Origin of the sequence: Kosakonia sp. S42 (assembly GCF_016624785.1) — a bacterium.
Classification (GTDB): Bacteria; Pseudomonadota; Gammaproteobacteria; order Enterobacterales; family Enterobacteriaceae; genus Kosakonia; species Kosakonia cowanii.
Genome location: NZ_JACVTW010000001.1, coordinates 86,676 through 109,828, shown reverse-complemented (window position 1 = coordinate 109,828; position 23,153 = coordinate 86,676). Strand labels below are relative to the sequence as shown.

Sequence of the window (23,153 nt, the reverse complement as noted above, 5' to 3'; positions counted from 1 at the left end):
CAACACTGAAGCAAGAGCGAAAGATGACGATATTAACAGAGGTCACTTGTCGCATTGTGGAGCGTTGCAGTCATGCGCCTGGTTCAGCTTTCTCGTCACTCTATTGCATTCCCTTCGCCGGAAGCGGCGCTGCGTGAACCCAACGGGCTGCTGGCGCTCGGTGGCGACTTAAGTCCGGCGCGTTTGCTGATGGCCTATCAGCGCGGGATTTTCCCGTGGTTTTCACCGGGCGATCCTATCCTCTGGTGGTCGCCCGATCCGCGCGCCGTATTATGGCCGGAAAATTTTCACGTCAGCCGCAGCATGAAGCGCTTTCATAAAACCTCACCTTATCGCGTGACGCTGAACCACGCTTTTGGCCAGGTCATTGATGGCTGTTCAGACGATCGTGACGAAGGCACGTGGATTACGCCCGATATCGTCATGGCTTACCACCGTTTGCATGAACTGGGTCATGCGCACTCGATTGAAGTGTGGGAAGGCGACGAGCTGGTAGGCGGGATGTATGGCGTCGCGCAGGGCTCGCTTTTCTGCGGTGAGTCGATGTTCAGCCGACGCGTAAATGCCTCGAAAACCGCCCTGCTGGTCTTTAGCGAGGAGTTTGCGAGACTTGGCGGTAAATTGATTGATTGCCAGGTGCTTAATAGCCATACCGCTTCCCTTGGCGCGGTGGAGATCCCCCGCCGCGACTATCTGCAATACCTCGCGGAACTACGTCTGGCCCCGCTGCCTTCGCACTTTTGGGTGCCCCGTCGGCTCTTTCCGGCTCGTTGAAGAATGTTTTCGGCACATTTGTATTCAGAGTGTTATAATGGTCGCTCGTAGCAGCTTTTGCCTGTTGCCCCGCCCCATCCGGGAGTCGTTCGTATCAGGGATGCCCTTCGTTTACTTCTACCGCTCCCCTTTACGGTTGCGCTTTACTGGCGCTCTGGCTGCGGCGTGCGGGGAATCGGCAAAAGCTGTTTTGCTGCGTTTTATCAGCACAAATCTTTACTTAACACACGAACTTCGGCATTATCTTGCCGATTCAAAAAATTATGGTAGTGATACCCCCGAGGATTAGATGGCCAAAGAAGACAATATTGAGATGCAGGGTACCGTTCTTGAAACGTTACCTAATACGATGTTCCGCGTAGAACTGGAAAACGGTCACGTGGTCACTGCGCATATCTCTGGTAAGATGCGTAAAAACTACATCCGTATCCTGACGGGCGATAAAGTGACTGTGGAACTGACCCCGTACGACCTGAGCAAAGGCCGCATTGTCTTCCGTAGCCGCTAAGATCTTCCGTTAGCGCAACTGCGCACCTAATTTAAAGGCCGGGTAATCCCGGCCTTTTCTGTTTCTGCTCCAGCCCTATTTAAAAGATTGTTTAACGATCAGGGATAGTGGCAGCCGCCCCGCTCGCGACAGGCTCTCCATTCAGCGGTACCGATATCCGGGCCTGACGCCGGATCGCGACAGATTGGCCACCATTTGCTGTAGAAGTTACAGGGAGCGGCTTTTCCGGCAAGCGGAGCAAGCAGTAAAAAACTGAGTATGACAGGTATAAAAATATGCCTCATGGTATCTCCTCCTTTTTGACCAACTTCTGATTCCGTTTCATGGCAATAACCCACTTCAGCGCTATTGCGCATAAAAACAACCTACAAAAAAACGACTTACACGGCAATATTTTTATTAATATCAATAATTTACATTAGGAATGTTTACACAAAGTACCGCAGTTAGCTCTGTAGAACCGTTTATCTCACGGTTTTAATGCGGTGACGGAAAAGGTCTTGCGTTGACAAAGTAGAAGGTGCGCCGCTTTTTCACGCACACTTATCGACAGGCATAAAAAAACCGGGCACAGGGCCCGGTTTGATGAGGTTAATGCAGAGATTAATGTGCTGCTTCCGGTTTGTGCTTCTGCGCACTGTGGAAACCATACTCCAGCTCATTCTTCTCTTTATTCAGCGTGACGGTGACCTGGCCGCCATCAACCAGCGATCCGAACAGCAGTTCGTTGGCGAGCGGTTTTTTCAGGTTGTCCTGAATCACACGCGCCATTGGTCGGGCACCCATCGCACGGTCGTAGCCTTTCTCTGCCAGCCAGTCGCGCGCTTCCTGGCTGACCTCCAGCGAAACGCCCTTCTGATCCAGCTGCACCTGAAGTTCGACGATAAATTTGTCGACCACCTGGTGGATCACCTCGGTAGACAAATGATCGAACCAGATGATGTTGTCCAGACGGTTGCGGAACTCCGGCGTAAAGATCTTTTTGATCTCTTCCATCGCATCGGTGCTGTTATCCTGGTGGATAAGGCCGATGGATTTACGCTCGGTTTCACGCACACCGGCGTTGGTGGTCATCACCAGCACGACGTTGCGGAAATCGGCCTTGCGCCCGTTGTTATCGGTCAGCGTCCCGTTATCCATCACCTGCAGCAGGATGTTAAAGACATCAGGATGCGCTTTTTCGATCTCATCAAGCAGCAGAACCGCATGCGGATGTTTGATCACCGCGTCGGTCAGCAGGCCACCCTGATCGAAACCGACATAGCCCGGAGGCGCACCGATCAAACGGCTCACGGTGTGGCGCTCCATATACTCGGACATATCAAAACGCAGCAGCTCAATGCCCAGCGCTTTCGACAGCTGTACCGTCACCTCGGTTTTACCGACGCCGGTCGGGCCAGCAAACAGGAAGGAGCCGACCGGTTTGTGGTCCTGACCCAGCCCTGCGCGGCTCATTTTGATCGCTTCGGTTAAGGCCTCAATGGCTTTATCCTGACCAAACACCAGCATTTTCAGACGGTCGCCGAGGCTTTTCAGCGTATCGCGATCGCTCTGAGAGACGCTCTTCTCAGGAATACGCGCAATGCGGGCAACCACGGATTCAATATCCGCCACGTTAACCGTTTTCTTGCGTTTGCTGACCGGCATCAGCCGTGCTCGCGCGCCAGCCTCATCAATCACGTCAATCGCTTTGTCCGGCAGATGGCGGTCGTTAATGTATTTCACCGCCAGCTCAACCGCGGCGCGTACCGCTTTCGCCGTGTAACGCACATCGTGGTGCGCTTCATATTTCGGCTTCAGGCCGTTGATAATCTGCACCGTTTCCTCAACGGAAGGTTCAGTGATATCAATTTTCTGGAAGCGGCGCGCAAGGGCGCGATCTTTTTCAAAGATGTTGCTGAACTCCTGATAGGTCGTGGAGCCCATCACGCGGATCTTACCGCTGGAGAGCAGCGGCTTAATCAGGTTTGCGGCGTCAACCTGCCCGCCGGACGCAGCGCCCGCACCGATGATGGTGTGGATCTCATCGATAAACAGAATGCTGTTGCTGTCCTGCTCGAGCTGTTTCAGCAGCGCCTTAAAGCGTTTTTCGAAATCGCCGCGGTATTTAGTACCCGCCAGCAGTGAGCCGATATCCAGCGAGTAGATGGTGCAGTCGGCCATAATTTCCGGCACGTCGCCCTGCACAATTCGCCAGGCCAGCCCTTCGGCAATCGCGGTTTTACCGACGCCCGATTCCCCCACCAGCAGCGGGTTGTTTTTACGGCGGCGGCACAGCACCTGGACGGCGCGCTCAAGCTCTTTGCCACGTCCAATCAGCGGATCGATTCCGCCCACGCGAGCAAGCTGATTAAGATTGGTGGTGAAGTTTTCCATACGTTCCTCCCCGCCTGCTTGCTCTTCGCTGCTCGCCTGGCTGCTACTGCTGCTGCCCGCGTCAGAGGATGGACCCGGCTCGTCTTTGCGCGTGCCGTGAGAGATAAAGTTCACCACGTCGAGGCGGCTGACTTCATGTTTGCGCAGCAGGTAAGCCGCCTGCGACTCCTGCTCGCTGAAGATGGCAACCAGCACGTTCGCACCGGAGACTTCGCTGCGTCCGGAAGATTGAACGTGAAACACCGCGCGCTGCAGAACGCGCTGGAAGCTGAGCGTCGGCTGCGTGTCACGCTCCTCTTCGCTCATCGGCAGGACGGGTGTGGTTTGTTCGATGAAGGCCTCGAGTTCCTGCCGCAGCGCCACCAGATCCACTGAACACGCTTCCAGCGCATCACGGGCAGATGGGTTACTGAGCAGAGCCAGTAACAAGTGCTCGACGGTCATAAACTCATGTCGGTGCTCGCGCGCTCTGGCGAAAGCCATGTTTAAACTGAGTTCCAGTTCTTGATTGAGCATAGGCACCTCCCCCAAGTTTTATTGCCTGACGTCAGGCTTTTTCCAGCGTACACAGCAACGGATGCTCGTTCTCCCTTGCATACTTGTTCACCATGGCAACTTTCGTCTCCGCGACCTCGGCGGTGAAAACACCGCAGATAGCCTTACCGTGATAGTGAACCGTTAGCATCAGTTGCGTTGCACGTTCAACATCATAAGAAAAGAACTTTTGTAGCACGTCAATAACAAATTCCATTGGCGTGTAGTCATCGTTCATTATCATCACTTTGTACATCGATGGCGGTTTGAGCGCGTCGCGCAGTTTATCTTCCGCCAATTGCTCAAAATCCAGCCAGCTATTGCTCTTACCCATCGTTAGCGCTTCATCTTAGGTTACAGGTTCCGGCGCACGTCTAATCGGCCGATTACATGAGTTTAGATGCATTTTCAATCAGCATCAGATGTCAGGCAACTATAATGGATCGCCCTGCATTTGAATAACAACATTAAGTGGATGGTTATGTGAAGATGTCCTGCTTAGTGCACATTATATGGCTCGATTATAGGTTTTTTTGGCGATCCTTGCCATTTCACCTTTGTAAAAAGATTTCAATGTTTCTTATTTTTCTTTTTTTTAAATTTTAAACATTATGCTAAATAAAAAAACGAACCGCTGAGGGTTCGTCTTTTTATTTATTTCAGGACTATTTATCCAGCTCCAGTAATGACCTCGCAACATCGGCATAGAAAGCATTAACGTAAGCCTGCGGGATAACATCAAATCCCATAAAGTCGAGATGATCCCAATCGTACATTACCGGGTAATAGCTCCACTGCCCTTTTTTCGGCTGGCCATCATAGGGTTTCGCATCGGCACCAAAGGGGTAATAGCTGGAGACTGAATTCACCAGCCCATCATTCGTCGTCCAGGTGGCATTAATTAACGATGTTTGCGGATCGGTAATGGTTTTACCCATATAGGTTGCTGACGGCACCAGCAGTGGATTGGTATAGACGCCGGGGATCTGGAAAGAGGTAAACGGCACGCCAACGGTCGTTTTACCGGTATGTGAGAAATAATAGACGTTGGGCTTAGTCTCCAGGTACTGCTTATTCGCACTGACGCCAACTACCGAGAGATCGTAAGAGGCAATATCCTTCGAATCCCAGATGCTGCTGGTGAAAACATCACGAATATATTCAGCCAGGCTCTCATCCGGGTCGCGACGCAGGCCAAACTGGTCGAGTTTGAAATCATAAACAAATGAAGAGAGCGACGATACGCCGGCAATAGTCGCCGCTTTGCGAACCATATCTTCAATCAGGCCAACGATCAGGTTTTTATCTTGTGCAAACGAGCTGCCGTTATTTGGCGTCGCGACGGTCGTGACGCTGAAAACATAATCTTTCCCGCCTTCAAAAAGCGGAGAGAGCTCTGTTCCCGGGTGCGATTCATGGAACGCACGCTCCTCTTCGCTGCCGTCCTGCAGCATATCCACCAGCTGGCGGCTGGTTAACCCACCCATACTGTGCCCAACGAGGTGGATCTTATGGTGCTCATCCCAGTGCGGATAGATGCCGGGGTAGGTTTTACCATAGCGGGCATGGTTCGCTTTCAGGGAATGGGCGGCGCCATAATCAACGGTGCCGCCTTTAATATAGTAATAGAGCTCAACCGCGCGATCCCAGTTGCTGGAAACCGGCCCAACAACGGCGGCGTAAGACTCCACCCCATTGCTATTTAGATAGGCAATGGTGTCATCAAACCCGCCCCAATATTTGAAACCCAGCATTTCATCGGGGCCCCAGCCGACAACACCATGAACAAAAATAAGGGGATAGTGATTTCCTTTTTGGGCCATATTTTGTGGAGCCGCGTCGACTGTCTCTGCCGCGACGAAAGAGGAATTAATAAGCGAAGCTGATACCAATAGCGCTAAAGATAATTTCTTTAAAGTTTTCAATGTAACTTCATCCTTTTTTATTTACACCAACGTTGCGACGCTAATAGTACCTTTCACGGTGCTTTTCTTTTCAGCCCTTAAAGTGGATTAATATACAAGAATGCTCTCGGATAATTTTTGAATTGTCGTATTAAGGCGAAAGGGTAATTAATTTATTTGAATTAGGATAATTCACGTGAATTAATAACTTATTAAATTACATCTTAAATCACTGGTAATTAAGGTTTCTATTGCGCAACAGATAGCTGTGGAATAGCCATATTCGAGACCTGCATCACATTTTTTTACCATAGCGTTAACTGCTTCAAAAAATTGATGCGCTGTCTCCCAGAATGCTTGCCAAATACTTGACGCATTATACGAATTATCTAAATTGTAGAGTCGTGAGTTGGCGAGGTTTTGAACAACCCGCCGCTCCGCCACCGGTTCATTCCATCTTACTTAAATAAGTTTTACGAAGGATGTCGAAGCATGGAAATGGGTACTGTAAAGTGGTTCAACAATGCCAAAGGGTTTGGCTTCATCTGCCCGGAAGGCGGTGGTGAAGATATCTTCGCCCATTACTCCACCATCCAGATGGATGGTTACAGAACGTTAAAAGCCGGGCAGACGGTCCGGTTTGATGTACACCAGGGCCCTAAAGGCAATCATGCCAGTCTTATCGTGCCAGTAGAACTGGAAGCGATAGCCTGACGCCTGTGACCTCGTTGTGTACAAAGTGCAGTGAAATGCCAGCCCGGTGGGCTGGCATTTTTATTACTCGCGTGCCAGCGCATCCACCGGATCGAGCCGCGCGGCATTGCGGGCAGGAAGCCAGCCAAACAGCACGCCGGTAAAGGTGGAGCACAAAAACGCCGTTAACAGCGCAACCGGCGAGAAGCCAATCTCCCAGCCGGGCAGAAAGAGTTGTAGAGTGAAGGCGATCAGCATCGACAGCATCACACCCAGCGCACCGCCCACCAGGCAGACAAACACCGCCTCAATCAGAAACTGCGAAAGCACGTCGCCCGCGCGTGCGCCCACCGCCATCCTGATGCCAATCTCCCGGGTACGCTCGGTGACCGACACCAGCATGATATTCATCACGCCAATTCCGCCCACCAGCAGCGAGATCACCGCCACCAAGGTTAAAAAGAGTTGCAGCGTACGTGTGGTTTTCTCCGCCGTTTTCAGCACCCCGTCCATATTCCAGACAAAGAAATCCTTTTTACCGTGGCGAAGATTGAGCAGTTGCGTCAGCTGCTGTTCGGCTTGTTCACTGCTGTAGCCCTCATTTACGCGCACGGTAATGGAGTTAAGCCATGACTGGCCCATAATTCGCCCGGCGATGGTGCTGTAAGGCAGCCAGACGCGCAGGATCTTGCTACTGCCGAACATCGACTGCTTCTCCTCCGCCACACCAATCACCGTCGCCGGCATATTACCCACCAGAATCACTTCGCCCACCACGCTGGCCTTGTCCGGGAAGAGCTGCCGCCGGGTATTGCTGTCGAGCACCACCACCTGCGCGCGCCTGCCCTGCTGCTCGGCGTTAAATGCGGTGCCTTCGCTAAAGGTCATACCGTAAACGTTAAAATATTGCCCGCTGACGCCGTTCGCGCTGGCCGCCACGTCGATATTGCCGTAACGCAGACGCAGGTTTTGCGATACCGATGGCGTGGCTGAGCGCACCCACGGCTGCTTTTGAATGGCAAGCAGATCGTCATACTTCAGCGCCTGCTGGTTTTGCGGCTCATCATCACCAAAATCTTTACCGGGGTAGACATCAATGGTGTTGGTGCCGATAGAGCGGATATCCGCCAGCACCAGTTGCTTGGCCGCGTCGCCCACCACCACAATCGACACCACCGAGGCGATGCCGATAATAATACCGAGCATGGTGAGTAGAGTGCGCATTTTGTTGGCCGCCATCGCCCGCCAGGCCATGGTCAGCGCCTCCTGGAAACGGCTGGTGAACTGCCGCCAGCCGCCGACGGACGTAACAACGCCTTCATGTTTTGCCGCAGAAGCGGAGGTAGTTTTTGCCGGCGGATTAGCAATAATTTCACCATCGCGGATCTCAATGATCCGCTCGGTCTGCGCGGCAACCTGCGGATCGTGGGTGACAATAATCACCGTGTGGCCGCGATCGCGCAGCTGATGGAGGATCGCCATCACCTCTTCGCCGGAGTGGCTATCCAGCGCGCCGGTTGGCTCATCGGCGAGGATCACCTGCCCGCCGTTCATCAACGCACGGGCAATACTGACGCGCTGCTGCTGGCCGCCGGAGAGCTGCGAGGGTTGATACTCGCTGCGATCGCCAAGCCCGAGGCGCGTCAGCAACTCTTTGGCGCGGGCCAGCCGCGCTTTGCGCTCCGTCCCGGCATAGACCGCTGGCACTTCAACATTCTGTGCGGCGGTTAGATGGGATAGCAGATGGTAGCGCTGAAAGATAAAACCAAAGTGCTCGCGGCGCAGCTGCGCTAGCGCGTCGCCGCTAAGGGTCGAGACATCCGTTCCCGCCACGCGATAGGTGCCGCGGGTCGGCTTATCGAGACAGCCGAGAATGTTCATCAGCGTCGATTTACCGGAGCCGGAAGCGCCCACAATCGCCACCATCTCGCCGGCGTTTATGGTGAGCGTAATGCCTTTCAGCACTTCGACCATGCCGTCGCCGGAGGGGTAGCTGCGGCGAATCTCCTTCAGTTCAAGCAGGGCGGTCATTGCGCCGCGCCCTCTTTCCGCTCGCCGATCACCACTTCATCGCCCGCGTCCAGCCCTTTGACCACCACCACATCGGTATCGTTACGCGCGCCGAGGATCACCTCCCGCTCGCGGGTCTCGCCATTGCGCAGCACTTTAACCTTATAGCGGTTATCGCCAACCGGCTCGCCGAGCGCCGCCAGCGGAATGGTCAGCACGTTTTTCTGCCCGGTAAGCTGGATCTGCACCTGCGCGGTCATCTCCAGACGCAGCACGCCCTGCGGGTTGGGCACTTCAAAACGCGCGTAATAGAAGATGGCGTCGTTGACCTTCTCCGGCGTCGGCAGAATATCTTTCAGTACCCCTTCATAGCGGGTACCCGGATCGCCCAGCACGGTGAACCATGCTTTTTGGCCGGGTTTGAGATGAATGACATCCGCTTCGGAGACCTGCGCTTTCACCAGCATGGTGCTCATGTCGGCAACCGTCAGAATGTTCGGTGCCTGCTGCATGGCAATCACCGTCTGCCCCTGCAGAGTGGTAATTTGCGTCACCTCCCCGTCCATCGGCGCGAGAATGCGGGTGTAATCGAGATTAGTTTTTGCCGTATCCAGCGTTGCCTGGTTACGTTTGATCTGCGCATCTATGGTGCCAATCTGCGCCTGTTTTACGGCGACATCCGTGGCCGAAGTGTCAAGATCCTGGCGCGACACCAGGTGGCTCTGCACCAGCTGCTGCTGACGTCCATAAGTCACCTGCGCCAGCTTCAGCTCGGCCTGCGCCTGGCGGCGCTGCGCACGCAGCTCCATCAGCGTCGCTTCCACTTCTTTAATCTGGTTTTCCGCCTGCGCCGGGTCAATGATGCCCAGCAGCTGATCTTTCTTCACCTTATCGCCGATGTTGACCGTCAGGCGTTGTAACTCACCGTTGACCTGCGCACCGACGTCAACTTTGCGAAGCGCGTCGAGTTTGCCGGTCGCCAGCACCATTTGTTGCAGCTCGCCCGGCTTAACAATCAGCGTCTGATACTGCACCACCGGCGCATTTAACTTGCTCCAGAGCCAGAAAGCCGCCAGCACTATGATGACGATCAGCACAAACAACCCTGTCCTGCGTTTTCCCTTCAGTTTCATAAAATTTCCAGATAATCGGACATGCGATGGAGAGAGCAATTTTAACTAAACAGCGGCTCAACGAAACCTCATATTCGCATTTTCTCCCTTATCCATTGAAGAGGCGTTGAGTCAGCACCTGATGAAATTGAGATCTCTTAATGAAATGTGAGTTGCACCATGTCCGTTATCGCTACTGTTTTTGAACCTCAACGGCCGCTCCCGAAAACGGCCTGGCAGCTATTCGCTTCTCTGCTTACCGGCGATCTTGTGCCGGGACCCGCCTGGGAGAAAGGCTCCCACCGGCGTAAATTCCTGCTGCGCTCGCTGGCGATGCCTTTTGCCACCGCGCACTTTTTGTCACGTCTCGTTGACCAGCCGCACCTCGCCCGCAAGCTGCATATGCAGCCGGGTCTGCCGTGCCGGTTACACCGCCCCTGGCTCTCCGTCAACCTGACGCGTCAGCAAACCAGCGAGGCGATCTGCTGGCACTACGACACGTTTAATCGTCTGCTGCCCGAAGGGATGGTGAACAGCTATCTCACGACGTCGGGCTGCAGGCTGGCCCGGCTGACCGGAAAAGATGAGCAGAGTTACTCCATTCGTCTCTGGTCAGACGCAGCGCTGGATAAAGAGGGCGAAGCGACGCTCACCTTCTATGACGAGCTGGAGACGCCGCTGGCGCGCCTCACCTTCACCATCTGCCCGTTTAACGGTTTGACCACGCTCTACATTGGCGGGCTGCAAGGGCCAAAATCCCATGTGCCGCACGAAGCGATCCAGGGCGCGACCAAAGCCTGTCACGGGCTGTTCCCGAAGCGGCTACTGGTCGAAGCGGCAATGATGCTGGCGCAGTTCCTAGAAGTAGAAACGATCCGCGCGGTAAGCAACGAAACCCACATCTACCAGAGCCTGCGCTATCGCAAGAAAAAACTGCGCCAGCTGCATGCCGACTACAACAGCTTCTGGGAATCGCTCGGTGGCGTTGTCGATGGCCAGAGAGACTTTGTGCTGCCACTGATGATGCCGCGTAAACCGATCGAGGAGATCGCCAGCAAAAAACGCGCAGAGTATCGCCGCCGTTATGAGCTGCTCGACAGCCTGCAAAGCCAGACTGCCGCACGTTGCCAGCGTTAATCGGCTCTCCCGCGCGCCAGCCACAGCACGCGGGAGAACATTTTACGCAGCAGCGGCGGGATCGCCTCCACGCCGCGCCTGCCCGCTTCCATCGCCACCTCAATGGCCAGATCCGGTTTTGACGCGCGGTGAATCGCTTTGGTGATCACCCGGTGCGCGTTCATCGGCACGTTTGCCGGCAGCTGTGCCACGCGGTGATAGACATCATCAAACCCTTCGCGATACATAAAGTGCTCCATGTCGCGCGCCGGCAGTTCGGTTAAATGAACCCGCACCTGGTCTGGATGGTTATCGAGCACGCCGCGTACGGTGGCGGCATATTTTTTCCCCGCTTCGTCGCCATCCACCAGCACATGCCACTCAATGCCCATCCGGCGGGCAAATTTGATCAGTGGCTTCAGGCCGGACTGGGCGAACTCAATCACCTTTATCCCTTCAGCATCAAAGTGGTGCCCACACTGGCGCGCAAGATCGTTAATCACCCAGGTTTCCGTCTCCCCCTCGACCAGTAGCCAGCAGCGGGCAAAGAGCGCCGAAGGACGGTTGACGCGAATATGAAACGCGATGCGTCGCCCATCCTCTGCGCTCAGCCCGCCCGGCCCGAGGCGCCAGGCCGCGACGCGTGACGATTCGCGCACCAGACGGCAGACATGCTCGACGGGCGTCAGCGACAGCAGTTCGCCGGAGTTAGTAGTGGTAATACGCTGCAACGGCAGCAGGTTTAACAACTGCCAGGCGACGGAGAGCATAATCGGATGCAGCCGCGTTTCGGGATCTTCCACCAGCAACAGCGGACGCGCATTGCGGTCGAGGCGCACAGAGCCTTTGGCCTGCAATAGCGTGGAAAAAAAGCCCAGCAGGATCACCCGGTACATGCGCCCGCCGGGCTTATCAATCATGCGGTTGATGGTGTCGAGATAGCGCCAGCTGCGCTGCTCATCATGGGAGCGGCGGCGCATCAGGCGCGGCAGCGACGTACCGCTGCCCTGCTCGGCAAAGTAGTGCTCCAGCAGTTGCACCATCGCCGATAAGCCGTGGCGGATCTGCGCATCGGTCAGGTTTTGCGGGCGTGAGACCAGCTCGCGGGAGAGAAAATCGAGCTGGCGCGCGGTACTCTCCAGCAGCGGGGTTTCCGGCGTGCCGCCGCTGCGCAGCCGACGCATAAAACGCGCATCGCGCAGGCGCAGCACCGGCGAGAGGCGAATCAGGTGGCGCGCCATCTCATCACTGTCACGCAGCGGCAGCAGTTCGCCTTTAGTGTCGAGAAAACCGCGCAGCGTCCTTACTTCGCCCCCGGCGGAAAGCTCACCTTCATGGCGGTAAAAGAGGCGGTGATAACCATCGTCACTGGGCACCCAGCACTCCGCCAGCGGTCGGTAGCGCCGCGTTTTGTGCCGCCCCGGCTCCGATTCGCGAAAGGTGAGAATAATGTGCAGGTGGTGCTCGCGGCCGTTGATGTCGCCCGGCGGAAACCAGAAGTCATCGCGCACAAAGTGGTAGAGATCGTTTTGCGGCGACAGTAGCAGGGTGAGCGCATCCAGCAGGCTTGATTTGCCCCATGCGTTCTCACCAATCAACACGTTGTTCTGTTCAAGCTGCAATGAGAGGCGATTAATACCCCGAAATCCCACAACCTCAACTCGCTCCAGAATCATCTCTCATCCTCCTGGTGTGTTGCCCTCTCCCTGCGCCAACAGCATAACGGCATGCGGGAAGCGCCATTGAAATCTGCATTTGCATAAAATCGCTCACTTTTCGCAGCTTTACTCACTTTCAGCCTTTCTGTAGTGTGTTGCAGTGCATATAAATTTACGTAAGGATTTGGGCTGTTCATGTTTTCAGGATTGTTAATTATTCTTCTGCCGCTGGTGGCGGGCTACCTCATTCCGCTGCGTCATGCTGCTGCACTCAAACTGATCAATAAACTGCTCAGCTGGATTGTCTACGTGATCCTCTTTTTTATGGGTATCAGCCTCGCCTTCCTTGATAACCTTAGCGCTAACCTGCTGTCGATATTGCATTATTCCGCGGTCAGCGTGGTGATTATTTTACTCTGCAACGCCTGTGCGCTGCTGTGGCTGGAGCGATCCCTGCCGTGGCACCATCACCATCAGCAGGAAGTGCTGCCATCGCGGCTGGCGATGGCGCTGGAGTCGTTGCGCCTGTGCGGCGTAGTGCTGCTCGGTTTTGTGATTGGCCTGAGCGGCCTGGCGTTTTTGCAGCACGCGACCGAAGCCAGCGAATACACACTGATCTTCCTGCTGCTGCTGGTCGGTATTCAGCTGCGTAACAGCGGCATGACCCTGAAACAGATTGTGCTTAACCGCCGGGGAATGATTATCGCGGTGGTCGTTGCTGCCAGTTCGCTGGTGGGCGGTGTGATCAACGCGCTACTCCTCGATTTGCCGCTGAAAACGGGGATGGCGATGGCCTCCGGCTTTGGCTGGTACTCCCTTTCCGGGATTCTGCTTACTGAATCCTTTGGCCCGGTGATTGGCAGTGCGGCGTTCTTTAACGATCTGGCGCGCGAACTGATCGCCATTATGCTAATTCCTGGCCTGATTGGCCGCAGCCGCTCCACGGCGCTGGGGTTATGCGGCGCGACGTCGATGGATTTTACCCTGCCGGTGTTGCAGCGCTCTGGCGGGCTGGAGATGGTGCCCGCCGCCATTGTCCACGGATTCGTACTCAGCCTGCTGGTGCCGCTGTTAATGGCGCTCTTCTCTGCCTGATCCCTTCGGCGGTGGGTTTCTGCCGCCAAACTTGCGCTAAATCAATCTCTGCGTAAATAGCCGCTAAAAGACCTTTCACGCCTTCGCCCGCACTATTAATCTTAAACATGTATTTTAAATATAACTTTAGAGAAGGTGTGACCATGTTTTGTGTGCAATGTGAACAAACCATCCGTACCCCGGCAGGAAATGGCTGTTCTTACGCGCAGGGGATGTGCGGGAAAACCGCTGAAACCTCCGATCTCCAGGATCTGCTGATTGCCGCCCTGCAGGGGCTTTCCGCCTGGGCCTGCAAAGCGCGCGACTACGATCTGATTGACCACGAGATTGATAACTTCGCGCCGCGCGCCTTCTTCTCCACCCTGACCAACGTTAACTTCGATTCCGTGCGCATTATTGGTTATGCCCGGGAAGCGATTGCCAAACGAGAAGCACTGAAAGCCCTCTGTCTGGCGATCGATCCGCAGGCGCAGGTAGACAACCCGATGGCCGATTTACAGTTGGTGAGCGACGATCTCGGCGCGTTACAGCGCCAGGCAGCGGAATTTACCCCGAACAAAGATAAAGCGGCGATTGGCGAAAACATTCTTGGCCTGCGCCTGCTCTGCCTGTATGGCCTGAAAGGCGCGGCGGCCTACATGGAACATGCCCACGTGCTCGGTCAGTACGATAACGATCTCTACGCACGCTACCACAACATCATGGCGTGGCTCGGCACCTGGCCGGCGGATATGAACGCCCTGCTGGAGTGCGCGATGGAGATCGGTAAGATGAACTTCAGCGTGATGAGCATTCTCGACGCGGGTGAGACCAGCCTCTATGGTCACCCGACGCCAACCCAGGTCAACGTCAAAGCGGTGGCGGGCAAATGCATTCTTATTTCCGGTCACGATCTGAAAGATCTCTATAACCTGCTGCAACAGACCGAAGGCACTGGCGTAAACGTCTATACCCACGGCGAAATGCTGCCGGCGCACGGTTACCCGGAGCTGCGTAAATTCAAACATCTGGTCGGTAACTACGGCAGCGGCTGGCAGAACCAGCAGGTTGAGTTCGCCCGTTTCCCCGGCCCGATTGTGATGACCTCCAACTGCATTATCGACCCAACCGTCGGTTCCTATGATGACCGCATCTGGACGCGCAGCATCGTCGGCTGGCCGGGTGTTAACCACCTTGAAGGCGACGACTTTGCCCCGGTGATCCGCCAGGCGCAGCAGATGTCCGGCTTCCCGTTTAGCGAGATCGAACACCTGATCACCGTTGGTTTTGGTCGCCAGACGCTGCTCGGCGCGGTCGATACGCTGATCGATCTGGTGAGCCGTGAAAAACTGCGCCACCTCTTCCTGGTCGGCGGCTGTGACGGCGCGCGCGGGGAGCGCAGCTACTTCACCGATTTTGCCACCCAGGTGCCGGATGACTGCCTGATCCTGACGCTGGCCTGCGGTAAATACCGCTTTAACAAACTCGACTTTGGCAATATTGAAGGCCTGCCGCGTCTGGTTGATGCCGGGCAGTGTAACGATGCCTACTCGGCAATAATTCTGGCGGTGACGCTGGCCGACAAGCTCGGCTGCGGCGTTAACGATCTGCCGCTCTCGCTGGTGCTGTCGTGGTTTGAACAGAAAGCGATTGTCATTTTGCTGACCCTGCTCTCACTGGGTGTGAAAAATATTGTCACCGGCCCCACCGCGCCGGGCTTCCTGACGCCGGATCTGCTGGCGGTGCTGAACGAGAAGTTCGGCCTGCGCCAGGTGACCACCGTCGAGCAGGATATGCAGCAGTTACTGAGCGCATAAGGAGCGAAAAATGAGCATGCCAACCCCTCAATGCCCGTGGCGGATGCAGGTGCACCATATCCACCAGGAGACGCCGGATGTCTGGACGCTTTCGCTGCTGTGCCATGATTACTACCCCTACCGCGCCGGGCAGTATGCGCTGGTGAGCATTGGCAACAGCGCCAACACGCTGCGTGCCTATACGCTCTCCTCGACGCCGGGCGTCAGTGAATACATTACGCTGACCATTCGCCGTATTGATGAGGGCACAGGCTCGCAGTGGCTGACGCGTGAGGTTAAGCGCGGCGATTATCTTTGGCTCTCCGACGCGCAGGGGGAATTTACCTGCGATAACGAACCGAACGATAAGCTGTTGCTGCTGGCGGCAGGCTGCGGCGTGACGCCGATTATGTCGATGCGCCGCTGGCTGGCGAAGCACCGTCCGCAGGCGGATGTGCAGGTGATTTTCAGCGTGCGCTCGCCGCAGGATGTGATCTTTGCCGATGAGTGGCAGAACTACCCGGTAACGCTGGTGGCGGAGCACAATGCCACCGAGGGCTTTGTGGCGGGGCGGTTAAGCCGCGAGCTGCTGAGCGCGGTGCCGGATCTGAGTGCGCGTACGGTGATGACCTGCGGTCCGGCGCCCTATATGGCATGGGTTGAGCAGGAGGTGAAAGCACTTGGCGTCACCCGCTTCTTTAAAGAGCAGTTCTTTACGCCGGTTGCCGAAGCCGCCACCAGCGGGCTGAAGTTCAGCAAGCTCTCACCGATGAAAACTTTCTATGCGCCGGTGGGCAGCACGCTGCTGGAGGCGCTAGAGAGCAACAAAATGCCGGTCAACGCCGCCTGTCGCGCAGGCGTGTGTGGCTGTTGCAAAACGCAGGTGATTTCCGGGGAGTATTCAGTCAGCAGCACCATGACGCTGACTGAAAAGGAGATTGCCGAGGGGTTTGTGCTCGCCTGCTCCTGCCACCCGCAGGGGGATTTGGTTTTAGCATAAGGTGCAAGTCAACATGCCGGATGGCGCTGCGCTTATCCGGCCTACAAATAAAGGTGACATGCCCTGGTAGGCCGGATAAGGCGCTAGCCGCCATCCGGCATTTTTACATCACCATTACTTCCACGCGGGCGCGACGGAATATCGCCCTGCCCCCATAAACGCCACCGCCAGCGCGCCAAGGAAGAAGTAAACAATACTCTCAATCGCCCACGCGCCGGTCACCTCCAGCGAACCGGTTTCGCCAATGCCCACCATCAGCCAGGCGACAACCATGGTAAACGCCAGCACCAGCGCCGCCGGGCGGGTAAAAATACCGAGAATAATCAGCACCGGGCAGAGCACTTCCCCCACCAGCACGCCGTAAGCAATAAACCCCGGCAGCCCTTTTGCCGCCAGCATCCCGGCAATGCCATCAATCCCGCCAATCAGCTTATGCACGCCGTGAAACAGCATCAGCCCACCGACGGCCAGACGCAGCAGCAAGCGCCCCAAATCCTCATGCGAAAACATCTTATTAACTGAATTTAACAATGATTTAACCATCTGAAATTATTCCTGTTTTCGTTGAATGACACCAACCTATGCCTCTTCACTGTCAAAATAAACCCCTGTTTCACTTATGGATATAATATTCCCGCCTCGTCAGCGGTTGATTGTCTAAGCTTGTAATCGTGATCACAAAAAGGAGCCTCAATATGAAACAGACAGTGGCCGCATATATCGCCAAAACCCTCGAACAGGCGGGCGTAAAACGGATTTGGGGCGTCACTGGCGACTCCCTCAACGGGCTAAGCGACAGCCTGAACCGCATGGGCACCATCGACTGGATGCCCACCCGCCATGAAGAGGTCGCCGCCTTTGCCGCAGGCGCCGAAGCGCAGGTCTCAGGCGAACTGGCCGTGTGCGCAGGCTCCTGCGGGCCGGGGAACCTCCACCTGATCAACGGCCTGTTTGACTGCCACCGCAACCGCGTACCGGTGCTGGCCATCGCCGCGCATATTCCGTCGAGCGAAATCGGCAGCGGCTATTTTCAGGAGACGCATCCGCAGGAGCTTTTCCGTGAATGCAGCCACTACTGCGAGCTGGTCTCCAACCCGGAGCAGATCCCGCAAGTGCTGGCGATTGCGATGCGCAAAGCGATCCTCAACCGTGGCGTCTCCGTCGTGGTGCTGCCCGGCGATGTCGCGCTGCAGGCGGCACCGGAAAGCGCCAGCAGCCACTGGTATCGCGCACCGCAGCCGGTGGTGGTTCCCGCTGAGGAGGAGCTGCAAAAGCTGGCGCAGCTGCTGCGTTACTCCAGCAATGTCGCGCTGATGTGCGGCAGCGGCTGTGCCGGTGCGCATAAAGAGCTACTGGCCTTCGCCGGTAAGCTGAACGCGCCGATTGTTCACGCCCTGCGCGGCAAAGAGCACGTTGAGTATGACAACCCCTTTGATGTTGGCATGACCGGGCTGATTGGTTTCTCATCCGGCTTCCACGCCATGATGAACGCCGACACGCTGGTGCTGCTCGGCACCCAGTTCCCCTACCGCGCCTTCTACCCGAGCGATGCGAAGATCATCCAGATCGATATCAACCCGGCGAGCCTCGGTGCGCACAGTAAAGTGGATATGGCGCTGGTCGGCGATATCAAAGCGACGCTGGCGGCGCTGGTGCCGCTGCTGGAGCAGAAAACGGATCGCGCCTTCCTCGATAAAGCGCTGGAGAACTACCGCGATGCGCGCAAAGGGCTGGACGATCTGGCGAAGCCGAGCGATAAGGCGATCCACCCGCAATATCTGGCCCAGCGCATCAGTGATTTCGCCGATGATGACGCCATTTTCACCTGCGATGTCGGCACCCCGACCGTGTGGGCCGCGCGCTACCTGAAGATGAACGGCAAACGCCGGTTGGTTGGCTCCTTTAACCACGGCTCGATGGCTAACGCCATGCCGCAGGCGATTGGCGCTCAGGCCACCTTCCCGCAGCGCCAGGTGGTTGCGATGTGCGGTGATGGCGGTTTTAGCATGCTGATGGGCGATTTCCTCTCGGTGGCGCAGATGAAGCTGCCGCTGAAGATCGTCGTCTTTAACAACAGCGTGCTCGGCTTTGTGGCGATGGAGATGAAAGCGGGCGGCTATCTGACCGATGGCACCGAATTGCAGGCCACAAACTTTGCCCGCATCGCCGAAGCGTGCGGCATCACCGGTATTCGCGTAGAGAAATCCTCCGACGTTGACGAGGCGCTACAGCGTGCCTTCGCCATTGATGGCCCGGTGCTGATTGACGTCACCGTCGCCAAAGAGGAGCTGGCCATGCCGCCGCAAATCAAGCTTGAGCAGGCGAAAGGCTTCAGCCTCTATATGCTGCGCGCGATCATTAACGGGCGCGGCGATGAGGTGGTTGAACTGGCGAAAACCAACTGGCTCAGGTAAAACAGAGGGCATTACCCATCGCAAGATAAGGAAATGCCGTGATTGATTTACGCAGTGACACCGTGACCCGACCTGGACGCGCCATGCTGGAGGCAATGATGGCCGCCCCGGTCGGGGATGATGTGTATGGCGATGACCCAACGGTTAACGAACTTCAGGCCTACGCCGCTGAACTGAGCGGCAAAGAGGCCGCCCTCTTTTTACCTACCGGCACACAAGCTAACCTGGTCGCCCTGCTCAGCCACTGCGAACGCGGCGAAGAGTACATCGTCGGCCAGGGCGCGCATAACTATCTCTACGAAGCGGGCGGTGCGGCGGTGCTGGGCAGTATTCAGCCCCAGCCGATTGATGCTGCCGCCGACGGCACACTGCCGCTGGATAAGGTCGCGGCAAAAATCAAAGCTGACGATATCCACTTTGCCCGCACTAAACTGCTGAGCCTTGAAAACACCCATAACGGCAAAGTGCTGCCGCGCGACTACCTGCAACAGGCCTGGAATTTCACCCGCGAGCGCGGGCTGGCGCTGCACGTTGACGGCGCGCGCATCTTTAACGCGCTGGTGGAGTATGGCTGCGATTTGCAAGCGATCGCGCAATATTGCGACTCCTTTACCATCTGCCTCTCCAAAGGTCTCGGCACCCCGGTTGGCTCGCTGCTGGTCGGTGATAAAGCCTATATCGCCCGCGCTAACCGCTGGCGCAAGATGACCGGCGGCGGCATGCGCCAGGCGGGCTTTTTAGCCGCAGCCGGGCTCTATGCGCTGAAAAACAACGTTGAGCGGCTGAAAGAGGATCATGAGAACGCCGCCTGGCTGGCGACACAGCTGCGCGAACTCGGCGTCGACGTGATGCGCCACGATACCAATATGGTGTTTGTTCGCGTCGGGGATAACGCCCAGGCGCTGGGCGCGTTTATGCGCGAGCGCGGGGTGACGATCACCGCAGGCAGCGTAGTGCGGCTGGTGACGCATCTGGATGTCAGCCGCCAGCAGCTTGGCGAGGTGGTTCGCCACTGGCAGGCCTTTTTGCAGCGCTAAGGAGCAAATGTGGCGCAGCGGATAGCAGTGCTCGGTGCCAGTGGCTATATCGGGCAGCGGCTGGTAACAGCCCTTAGTGAGCAGGGGCATCAGGTGAAAGCCGTGGCGCGGCGCTTAGGGCGGCTGCAAAAGCTGGCGCTGGCGAATGTCTCGCTGCATGAGATTGACCTCTTCTGGCCGCAGGCGCTGCCCGCACTGCTGGAGGATGTCGATACCCTCTACTATCTGGTGCACAGCATGGGCGAGAGCGGCGACTTTGTCGCTCATGAGCGGCAGATCGCCCTTAATGTGCGCGACGCGCTACAGGGCTCCGGCGTGAAACAGGTGATCTATCTCAGCTCTCTGCAAGCCCACGAGGGAAGCGACTCCGATCATCTGCTGGCGCGTCAGTACACTGGAGATCTGCTGCGCGCCGCGGGCGTGCCGGTCACCGAGCTGCGCGCCGGGATCATTGTTGGTGCCGGTTCGGCGGCGTTTGAAGTGATGCGCGACATGGTCTTCAACCTGCCGGTGCTGACCCCGCCGCGCTGGGTGCGTTCGCGCACCACCCCCATCGCGCTGGAGAATCTGCTGCACTACCTGCTTGAGTTGCTCAACCATCCGACCGATACGCACCGGGTGTTTGAAGCCGCCGGGCCGGAGGTGTTCACCTATCAGCAGCAGTTTATCCGCTTTATGGCGGTGAGCGGCGTCAAGCGCCCGCTGATCCCGCTCCCGCTGCCCACGCGGCTTATCTCGGTGTGGTTTTTACACCTCATCACCTCCGTGCCGCCCTCTATTGCGAAAGCGTTAATCCAGGGGCTGAAACATGACCTGCTGGCGGATGACCGCACTCTGCGCGCCTTGATTCCGCAAACCCTAATCTCCTTTGATGAAGCGGTGCGCCGGACGCTCAAGGAGGAGGAGAAGCTGGTGAACTCCAGCGACTGGGGCTACGATCCGCAGGCTTTCTCCCGCTGGCGGCCGCAATATGGCTACTACCCGAAGCAGGCCGGTTTCAGCGTTACCACCCAGGCCAGCGCGCAGGCGTTATGGCGGGTGATCAACGGCATCGGCGGCAAAGAGCGCTACTTTTTTGGCAATCCTCTGTGGCAAACCCGCGCCGCGCTCGACAGGCTTATTGGCCATAAGCTGGCACACGGGCGGCCGCAACGCCCCTATTTGCAGGTTGGCGATGCGGTAGACAGCTGGAAGGTGATTATCGTTGAGCCGGAGCAGCAGCTTGCCCTGCTGTTTGGCATGAAAGCGCCGGGGCTTGGGCGGTTAGTTTTTACCGTGACAGATAAGGGCGATTGCCGGGTGCTGGATGTGCGCGCCTGGTGGCATCCGCACGGTATGCCGGGGCTCTTTTACTGGCTGCTGATGTTTCCGGCGCATCTGTTTATTTTTCGCGGTATGGCGCAACGTATCGCCAGGCTTGCGGAAAAAGGCAGTGAAAAAGTCTGAGCCCATCGCCTTTCTTTTAACAATCCCATTGCATCACGACGTGATTCACGAAAGAATGCGCGCGATAAACGCTTAACACAGTGGATTGCTATGAAGGTTCTGGTCACGGGCGCAACCAGCGGTTTAGGCCGAAACGCGGTCGAATATCTGCGGCAAAAAGGCATTGCAGTCCGGGCGACGGGCCGCAACGAAGCGATGGGCAAGCTGCTCTGCAAGATGGGCGCTGAGTTTGTACCGGCGGATTTAACCCAGCTGGTCTCTTCGCAGGCGAAAGTGATGCTCGCGGGTATCGATACATTGTGGCACTGCTCGAGTTTTACCTCGCCCTGGGGTACTCAGGAAGCGTTTGATCTCGCCAACGTGCGCGCCACGCGCCGTCTCGGCGAATGGGCGGTTGCCTGGGGCGTGCGTAACTTTATTCATATCTCCTCCCCGTCGCTCTATTTCGACTATCACCACCACCGCGACATTGATGAAGCGTTCCGCCCGCGGCGCTTCGCCAACGAGTTTGCCCGCAGTAAAGCCGCCGGGGAGCAGGTTATCGATCTGCTGGCGCAGGCGAACCCGCAAACCCGCTTTACCATTTTGCGCCCGCAGAGCCTGTTTGGCCCGCACGATAAAGTCTTTATCCCGCGCCTGGCGCAGATGATGCAGCACTACCGCAGCGTGCTGCTACCGCGCGGCGGCGATGCGCTGGTCGATATGACCTATTACGAAAATGCGGTGCATGCAATGTGGCTGGCGAGCCAGCCGGAATGCGACGCCCTTCCCTCCGGGCGCGCTTTTAATATCACCAATGGCGAACCGCGCTCGCTGCGCACCATTGTGCAGACACTGATCGATGAGCTGGGTATCGACTGCCGTATTCGTTCCGTGCCCTATACCATGCTGGATATGGTGGCCCGCAGTATGGAGCGCTTCGGCGACAAGCGCGCGAAAGAGCCCGCCTTTACGCACTACGGCGTCTCGAAGCTCAATTTTGATTTCACGCTGGATATCAAACGCGCGCAGCAGGAGCTGGGCTACACGCCGATTGTGACGCTCGATGAGGGCATCAGACGCACGGCGTTCTGGCTAAAAGATCACGGCAAGCTGCACCGCTAAGGGACTCAAAACGGCCCGGACCTGATTTCGGAAACCCGCTGGCCGTTTTTATTGATATAAAACCACTCACCGCCGCCCAGCGCCGTATGTTCGCCCTCGCGCTGCGGCTTGCAGCCGTTACAGACCAGCGCTTTACCCTCCTGAAACTGCCAGGCGTAATCAAACTGCGGCGCAATATGGTTGCGGAACGAATCGTCCCAGTAACCCACTTTGCCATTCTGCCGGGCGCGTACCAGCCCTTCGACAAACCAGTCCGGCCCGTTATCGAAATGCACTACCGGCAGATAGCGATCCGGCGCGCGAACATAGTAATCGGCATCCGGCAGCCCGGCCTGGCGGGTATAGTCATATAAGCCAACCCACGACATGCCATCCACATCCTGGCTCTTTTCGAACAGCTCCGGCAGGAACAGCAGCTTGCCCTCCTGCAGGGTGGCGCAGTTGGCGAGGGTCTCGACGTTGTCGGTTTTTTTATCCCAGTAAGCACAGCTAAAGGGCGGTGTCGGCGCACTGTGAGCGGCAAAAGCCGTCATCAGCAGCGCGCCGGTAAGGATGCGTAAACCCATCTCCATTGACCTCGTCATAAGCCGGTCGGCA

General features: G+C 56.7%; 19 protein-coding genes and 1 pseudogene. 12 read left to right on the top strand and 8 right to left on the bottom strand.

Annotation, left to right across the window (positions count from 1 at the left end):
* Positions 1-72: 72 nt before the first annotated feature.
* From aat to infA, 3 genes and pseudogenes are all read left to right on the top strand, one after another.
* Entirely contained in the window at positions 73-774 is a 702-nt protein-coding gene (gene aat, locus IAE50_RS00505; RefSeq protein WP_054804024.1) for a leucyl/phenylalanyl-tRNA--protein transferase, read from the top strand.
* A gap of 185 nt (positions 775-959) precedes the next feature.
* Positions 960-1,136, top strand: a pseudogene (locus tag IAE50_RS25890) (hypothetical protein); the annotation flags it as partial.
* Positions 1,064-1,282 (top strand): translation initiation factor IF-1, encoded by a 219-nt coding sequence (infA, locus tag IAE50_RS00500; protein ID WP_001040187.1) that lies wholly within the window; start codon positions 1,064-1,066, stop codon positions 1,280-1,282. The pseudogene IAE50_RS25890 and the gene infA, both read left to right, overlap by 73 nt.
* A gap of 603 nt (positions 1,283-1,885) precedes the next feature.
* Here the strand turns inward: infA and clpA are convergent.
* The 3 genes from clpA to IAE50_RS00485 form a co-directional block, all read right to left on the bottom strand.
* A complete protein-coding gene (gene clpA / locus IAE50_RS00495) occupies positions 1,886-4,174 on the bottom strand; it encodes an ATP-dependent Clp protease ATP-binding subunit ClpA (protein WP_023481807.1) in 2,289 nt (762 codons plus the stop codon).
* A 31-nt stretch (positions 4,175-4,205) separates the two neighbouring features.
* Positions 4,206-4,526, bottom strand: coding sequence for an ATP-dependent Clp protease adapter ClpS (gene clpS / locus IAE50_RS00490; RefSeq protein WP_023481436.1), 321 nt, complete (start codon positions 4,524-4,526; stop codon positions 4,206-4,208).
* 331 nt (positions 4,527-4,857) lie between these two features.
* A complete protein-coding gene (locus IAE50_RS00485) occupies positions 4,858-6,015 on the bottom strand; it encodes a triacylglycerol lipase (protein ID WP_076769633.1) in 1,158 nt (385 codons plus the stop codon).
* Positions 6,016-6,588: 573 nt separating this feature from the next.
* Between IAE50_RS00485 and cspD the strand changes: the two genes are divergently transcribed.
* The gene (cspD, locus tag IAE50_RS00480) at positions 6,589-6,810 is read left to right on the top strand and encodes a cold shock-like protein CspD (protein ID WP_023481381.1); all 222 of its coding nucleotides are present in this window, start codon (positions 6,589-6,591) and stop codon (positions 6,808-6,810) included.
* Between the two features lie 63 nt (positions 6,811-6,873).
* Here cspD and macB read toward each other — a convergent pair whose 3' ends face one another.
* Together macB and macA are read right to left on the bottom strand one after the other, a co-directional pair.
* Positions 6,874-8,820 carry a macrolide ABC transporter ATP-binding protein/permease MacB gene (macB, locus tag IAE50_RS00475; protein WP_200579298.1) on the bottom strand — a complete coding sequence of 649 codons (1,947 nt, stop codon included), beginning with the start codon at positions 8,818-8,820 and terminating at the stop codon, positions 6,874-6,876.
* Complete coding sequence (macA, locus tag IAE50_RS00470) at positions 8,817-9,932, bottom strand: macrolide transporter subunit MacA (RefSeq protein ID WP_200133994.1); 1,116 nt, start codon at positions 9,930-9,932, stop codon at positions 8,817-8,819. The genes macB and macA overlap by 4 nt, the downstream gene beginning before the upstream one ends.
* Positions 9,933-10,091: 159 nt before the next feature.
* Here macA and IAE50_RS00465 point away from each other — a divergent pair, with 159 nt between their 5' ends.
* Positions 10,092-11,048 (top strand): VirK/YbjX family protein, encoded by a 957-nt coding sequence (locus IAE50_RS00465; protein ID WP_200579297.1) that lies wholly within the window; start codon positions 10,092-10,094, stop codon positions 11,046-11,048.
* Here IAE50_RS00465 and IAE50_RS00460 read toward each other — a convergent pair.
* A complete protein-coding gene (locus IAE50_RS00460; protein ID WP_200579296.1) occupies positions 11,045-12,703 on the bottom strand; it encodes an ATP-dependent endonuclease in 1,659 nt (552 codons plus the stop codon). The two genes, IAE50_RS00465 and IAE50_RS00460, sit on opposite strands and share 4 nt — an antisense overlap.
* 177 nt (positions 12,704-12,880) lie before the next feature.
* Here IAE50_RS00460 and IAE50_RS00455 point away from each other — a divergent pair, with 177 nt between their 5' ends.
* From IAE50_RS00455 to hcr, 3 genes are all read left to right on the top strand, one after another.
* The gene (locus tag IAE50_RS00455) at positions 12,881-13,780 is read left to right on the top strand and encodes a lysine exporter LysO family protein (RefSeq protein ID WP_200133997.1); all 900 of its coding nucleotides are present in this window, start codon (positions 12,881-12,883) and stop codon (positions 13,778-13,780) included.
* A 143-nt stretch (positions 13,781-13,923) separates the two neighbouring features.
* Positions 13,924-15,576: a hydroxylamine reductase gene (hcp, locus tag IAE50_RS00450; protein WP_200133998.1), complete on the top strand. Its 1,653-nt coding sequence runs from the start codon at positions 13,924-13,926 to the stop codon at positions 15,574-15,576.
* 10 nt (positions 15,577-15,586) lie between these two features.
* The gene (gene hcr, locus IAE50_RS00445; RefSeq protein WP_200133999.1) at positions 15,587-16,555 is read left to right on the top strand and encodes an NADH oxidoreductase; all 969 of its coding nucleotides are present in this window, start codon (positions 15,587-15,589) and stop codon (positions 16,553-16,555) included.
* Between the two features lie 114 nt (positions 16,556-16,669).
* On the opposite strand, the gene IAE50_RS00440 is transcribed toward hcr, so the two are convergent.
* Entirely contained in the window at positions 16,670-17,098 is a 429-nt protein-coding gene (locus tag IAE50_RS00440) for a DoxX family protein (protein ID WP_042716323.1), read from the bottom strand.
* A gap of 152 nt (positions 17,099-17,250) precedes the next feature.
* On the opposite strand from IAE50_RS00440, the gene poxB reads away from it, so the two are divergent.
* The 4 genes from poxB to IAE50_RS00420 all read left to right on the top strand — a co-directional run bounded on the left by poxB (position 17,251) and on the right by IAE50_RS00420 (position 22,556).
* Positions 17,251-18,969: a ubiquinone-dependent pyruvate dehydrogenase gene (gene poxB, locus IAE50_RS00435; protein WP_200134000.1), complete on the top strand. Its 1,719-nt coding sequence runs from the start codon at positions 17,251-17,253 to the stop codon at positions 18,967-18,969.
* 38 nt (positions 18,970-19,007) lie between these two features.
* Positions 19,008-20,006, top strand: a complete 999-nt coding sequence (gene ltaE, locus IAE50_RS00430; RefSeq protein WP_042716327.1) for a low-specificity L-threonine aldolase — start codon at positions 19,008-19,010, stop codon at positions 20,004-20,006.
* A 9-nt stretch (positions 20,007-20,015) separates the two neighbouring features.
* The gene (locus IAE50_RS00425) at positions 20,016-21,452 is read left to right on the top strand and encodes a DUF2867 domain-containing protein (protein WP_200579295.1); all 1,437 of its coding nucleotides are present in this window, start codon (positions 20,016-20,018) and stop codon (positions 21,450-21,452) included.
* 90 nt (positions 21,453-21,542) lie between these two features.
* A complete protein-coding gene (locus IAE50_RS00420; protein WP_054804032.1) occupies positions 21,543-22,556 on the top strand; it encodes an NAD(P)-dependent oxidoreductase in 1,014 nt (337 codons plus the stop codon).
* A gap of 5 nt (positions 22,557-22,561) precedes the next feature.
* Here IAE50_RS00420 and IAE50_RS00415 read toward each other — a convergent pair whose 3' ends face one another.
* A complete protein-coding gene (locus IAE50_RS00415; RefSeq protein ID WP_232045017.1) occupies positions 22,562-23,122 on the bottom strand; it encodes a WG repeat-containing protein in 561 nt (186 codons plus the stop codon).
* Between the last annotated feature and the right edge of the window lie 31 nt (positions 23,123-23,153).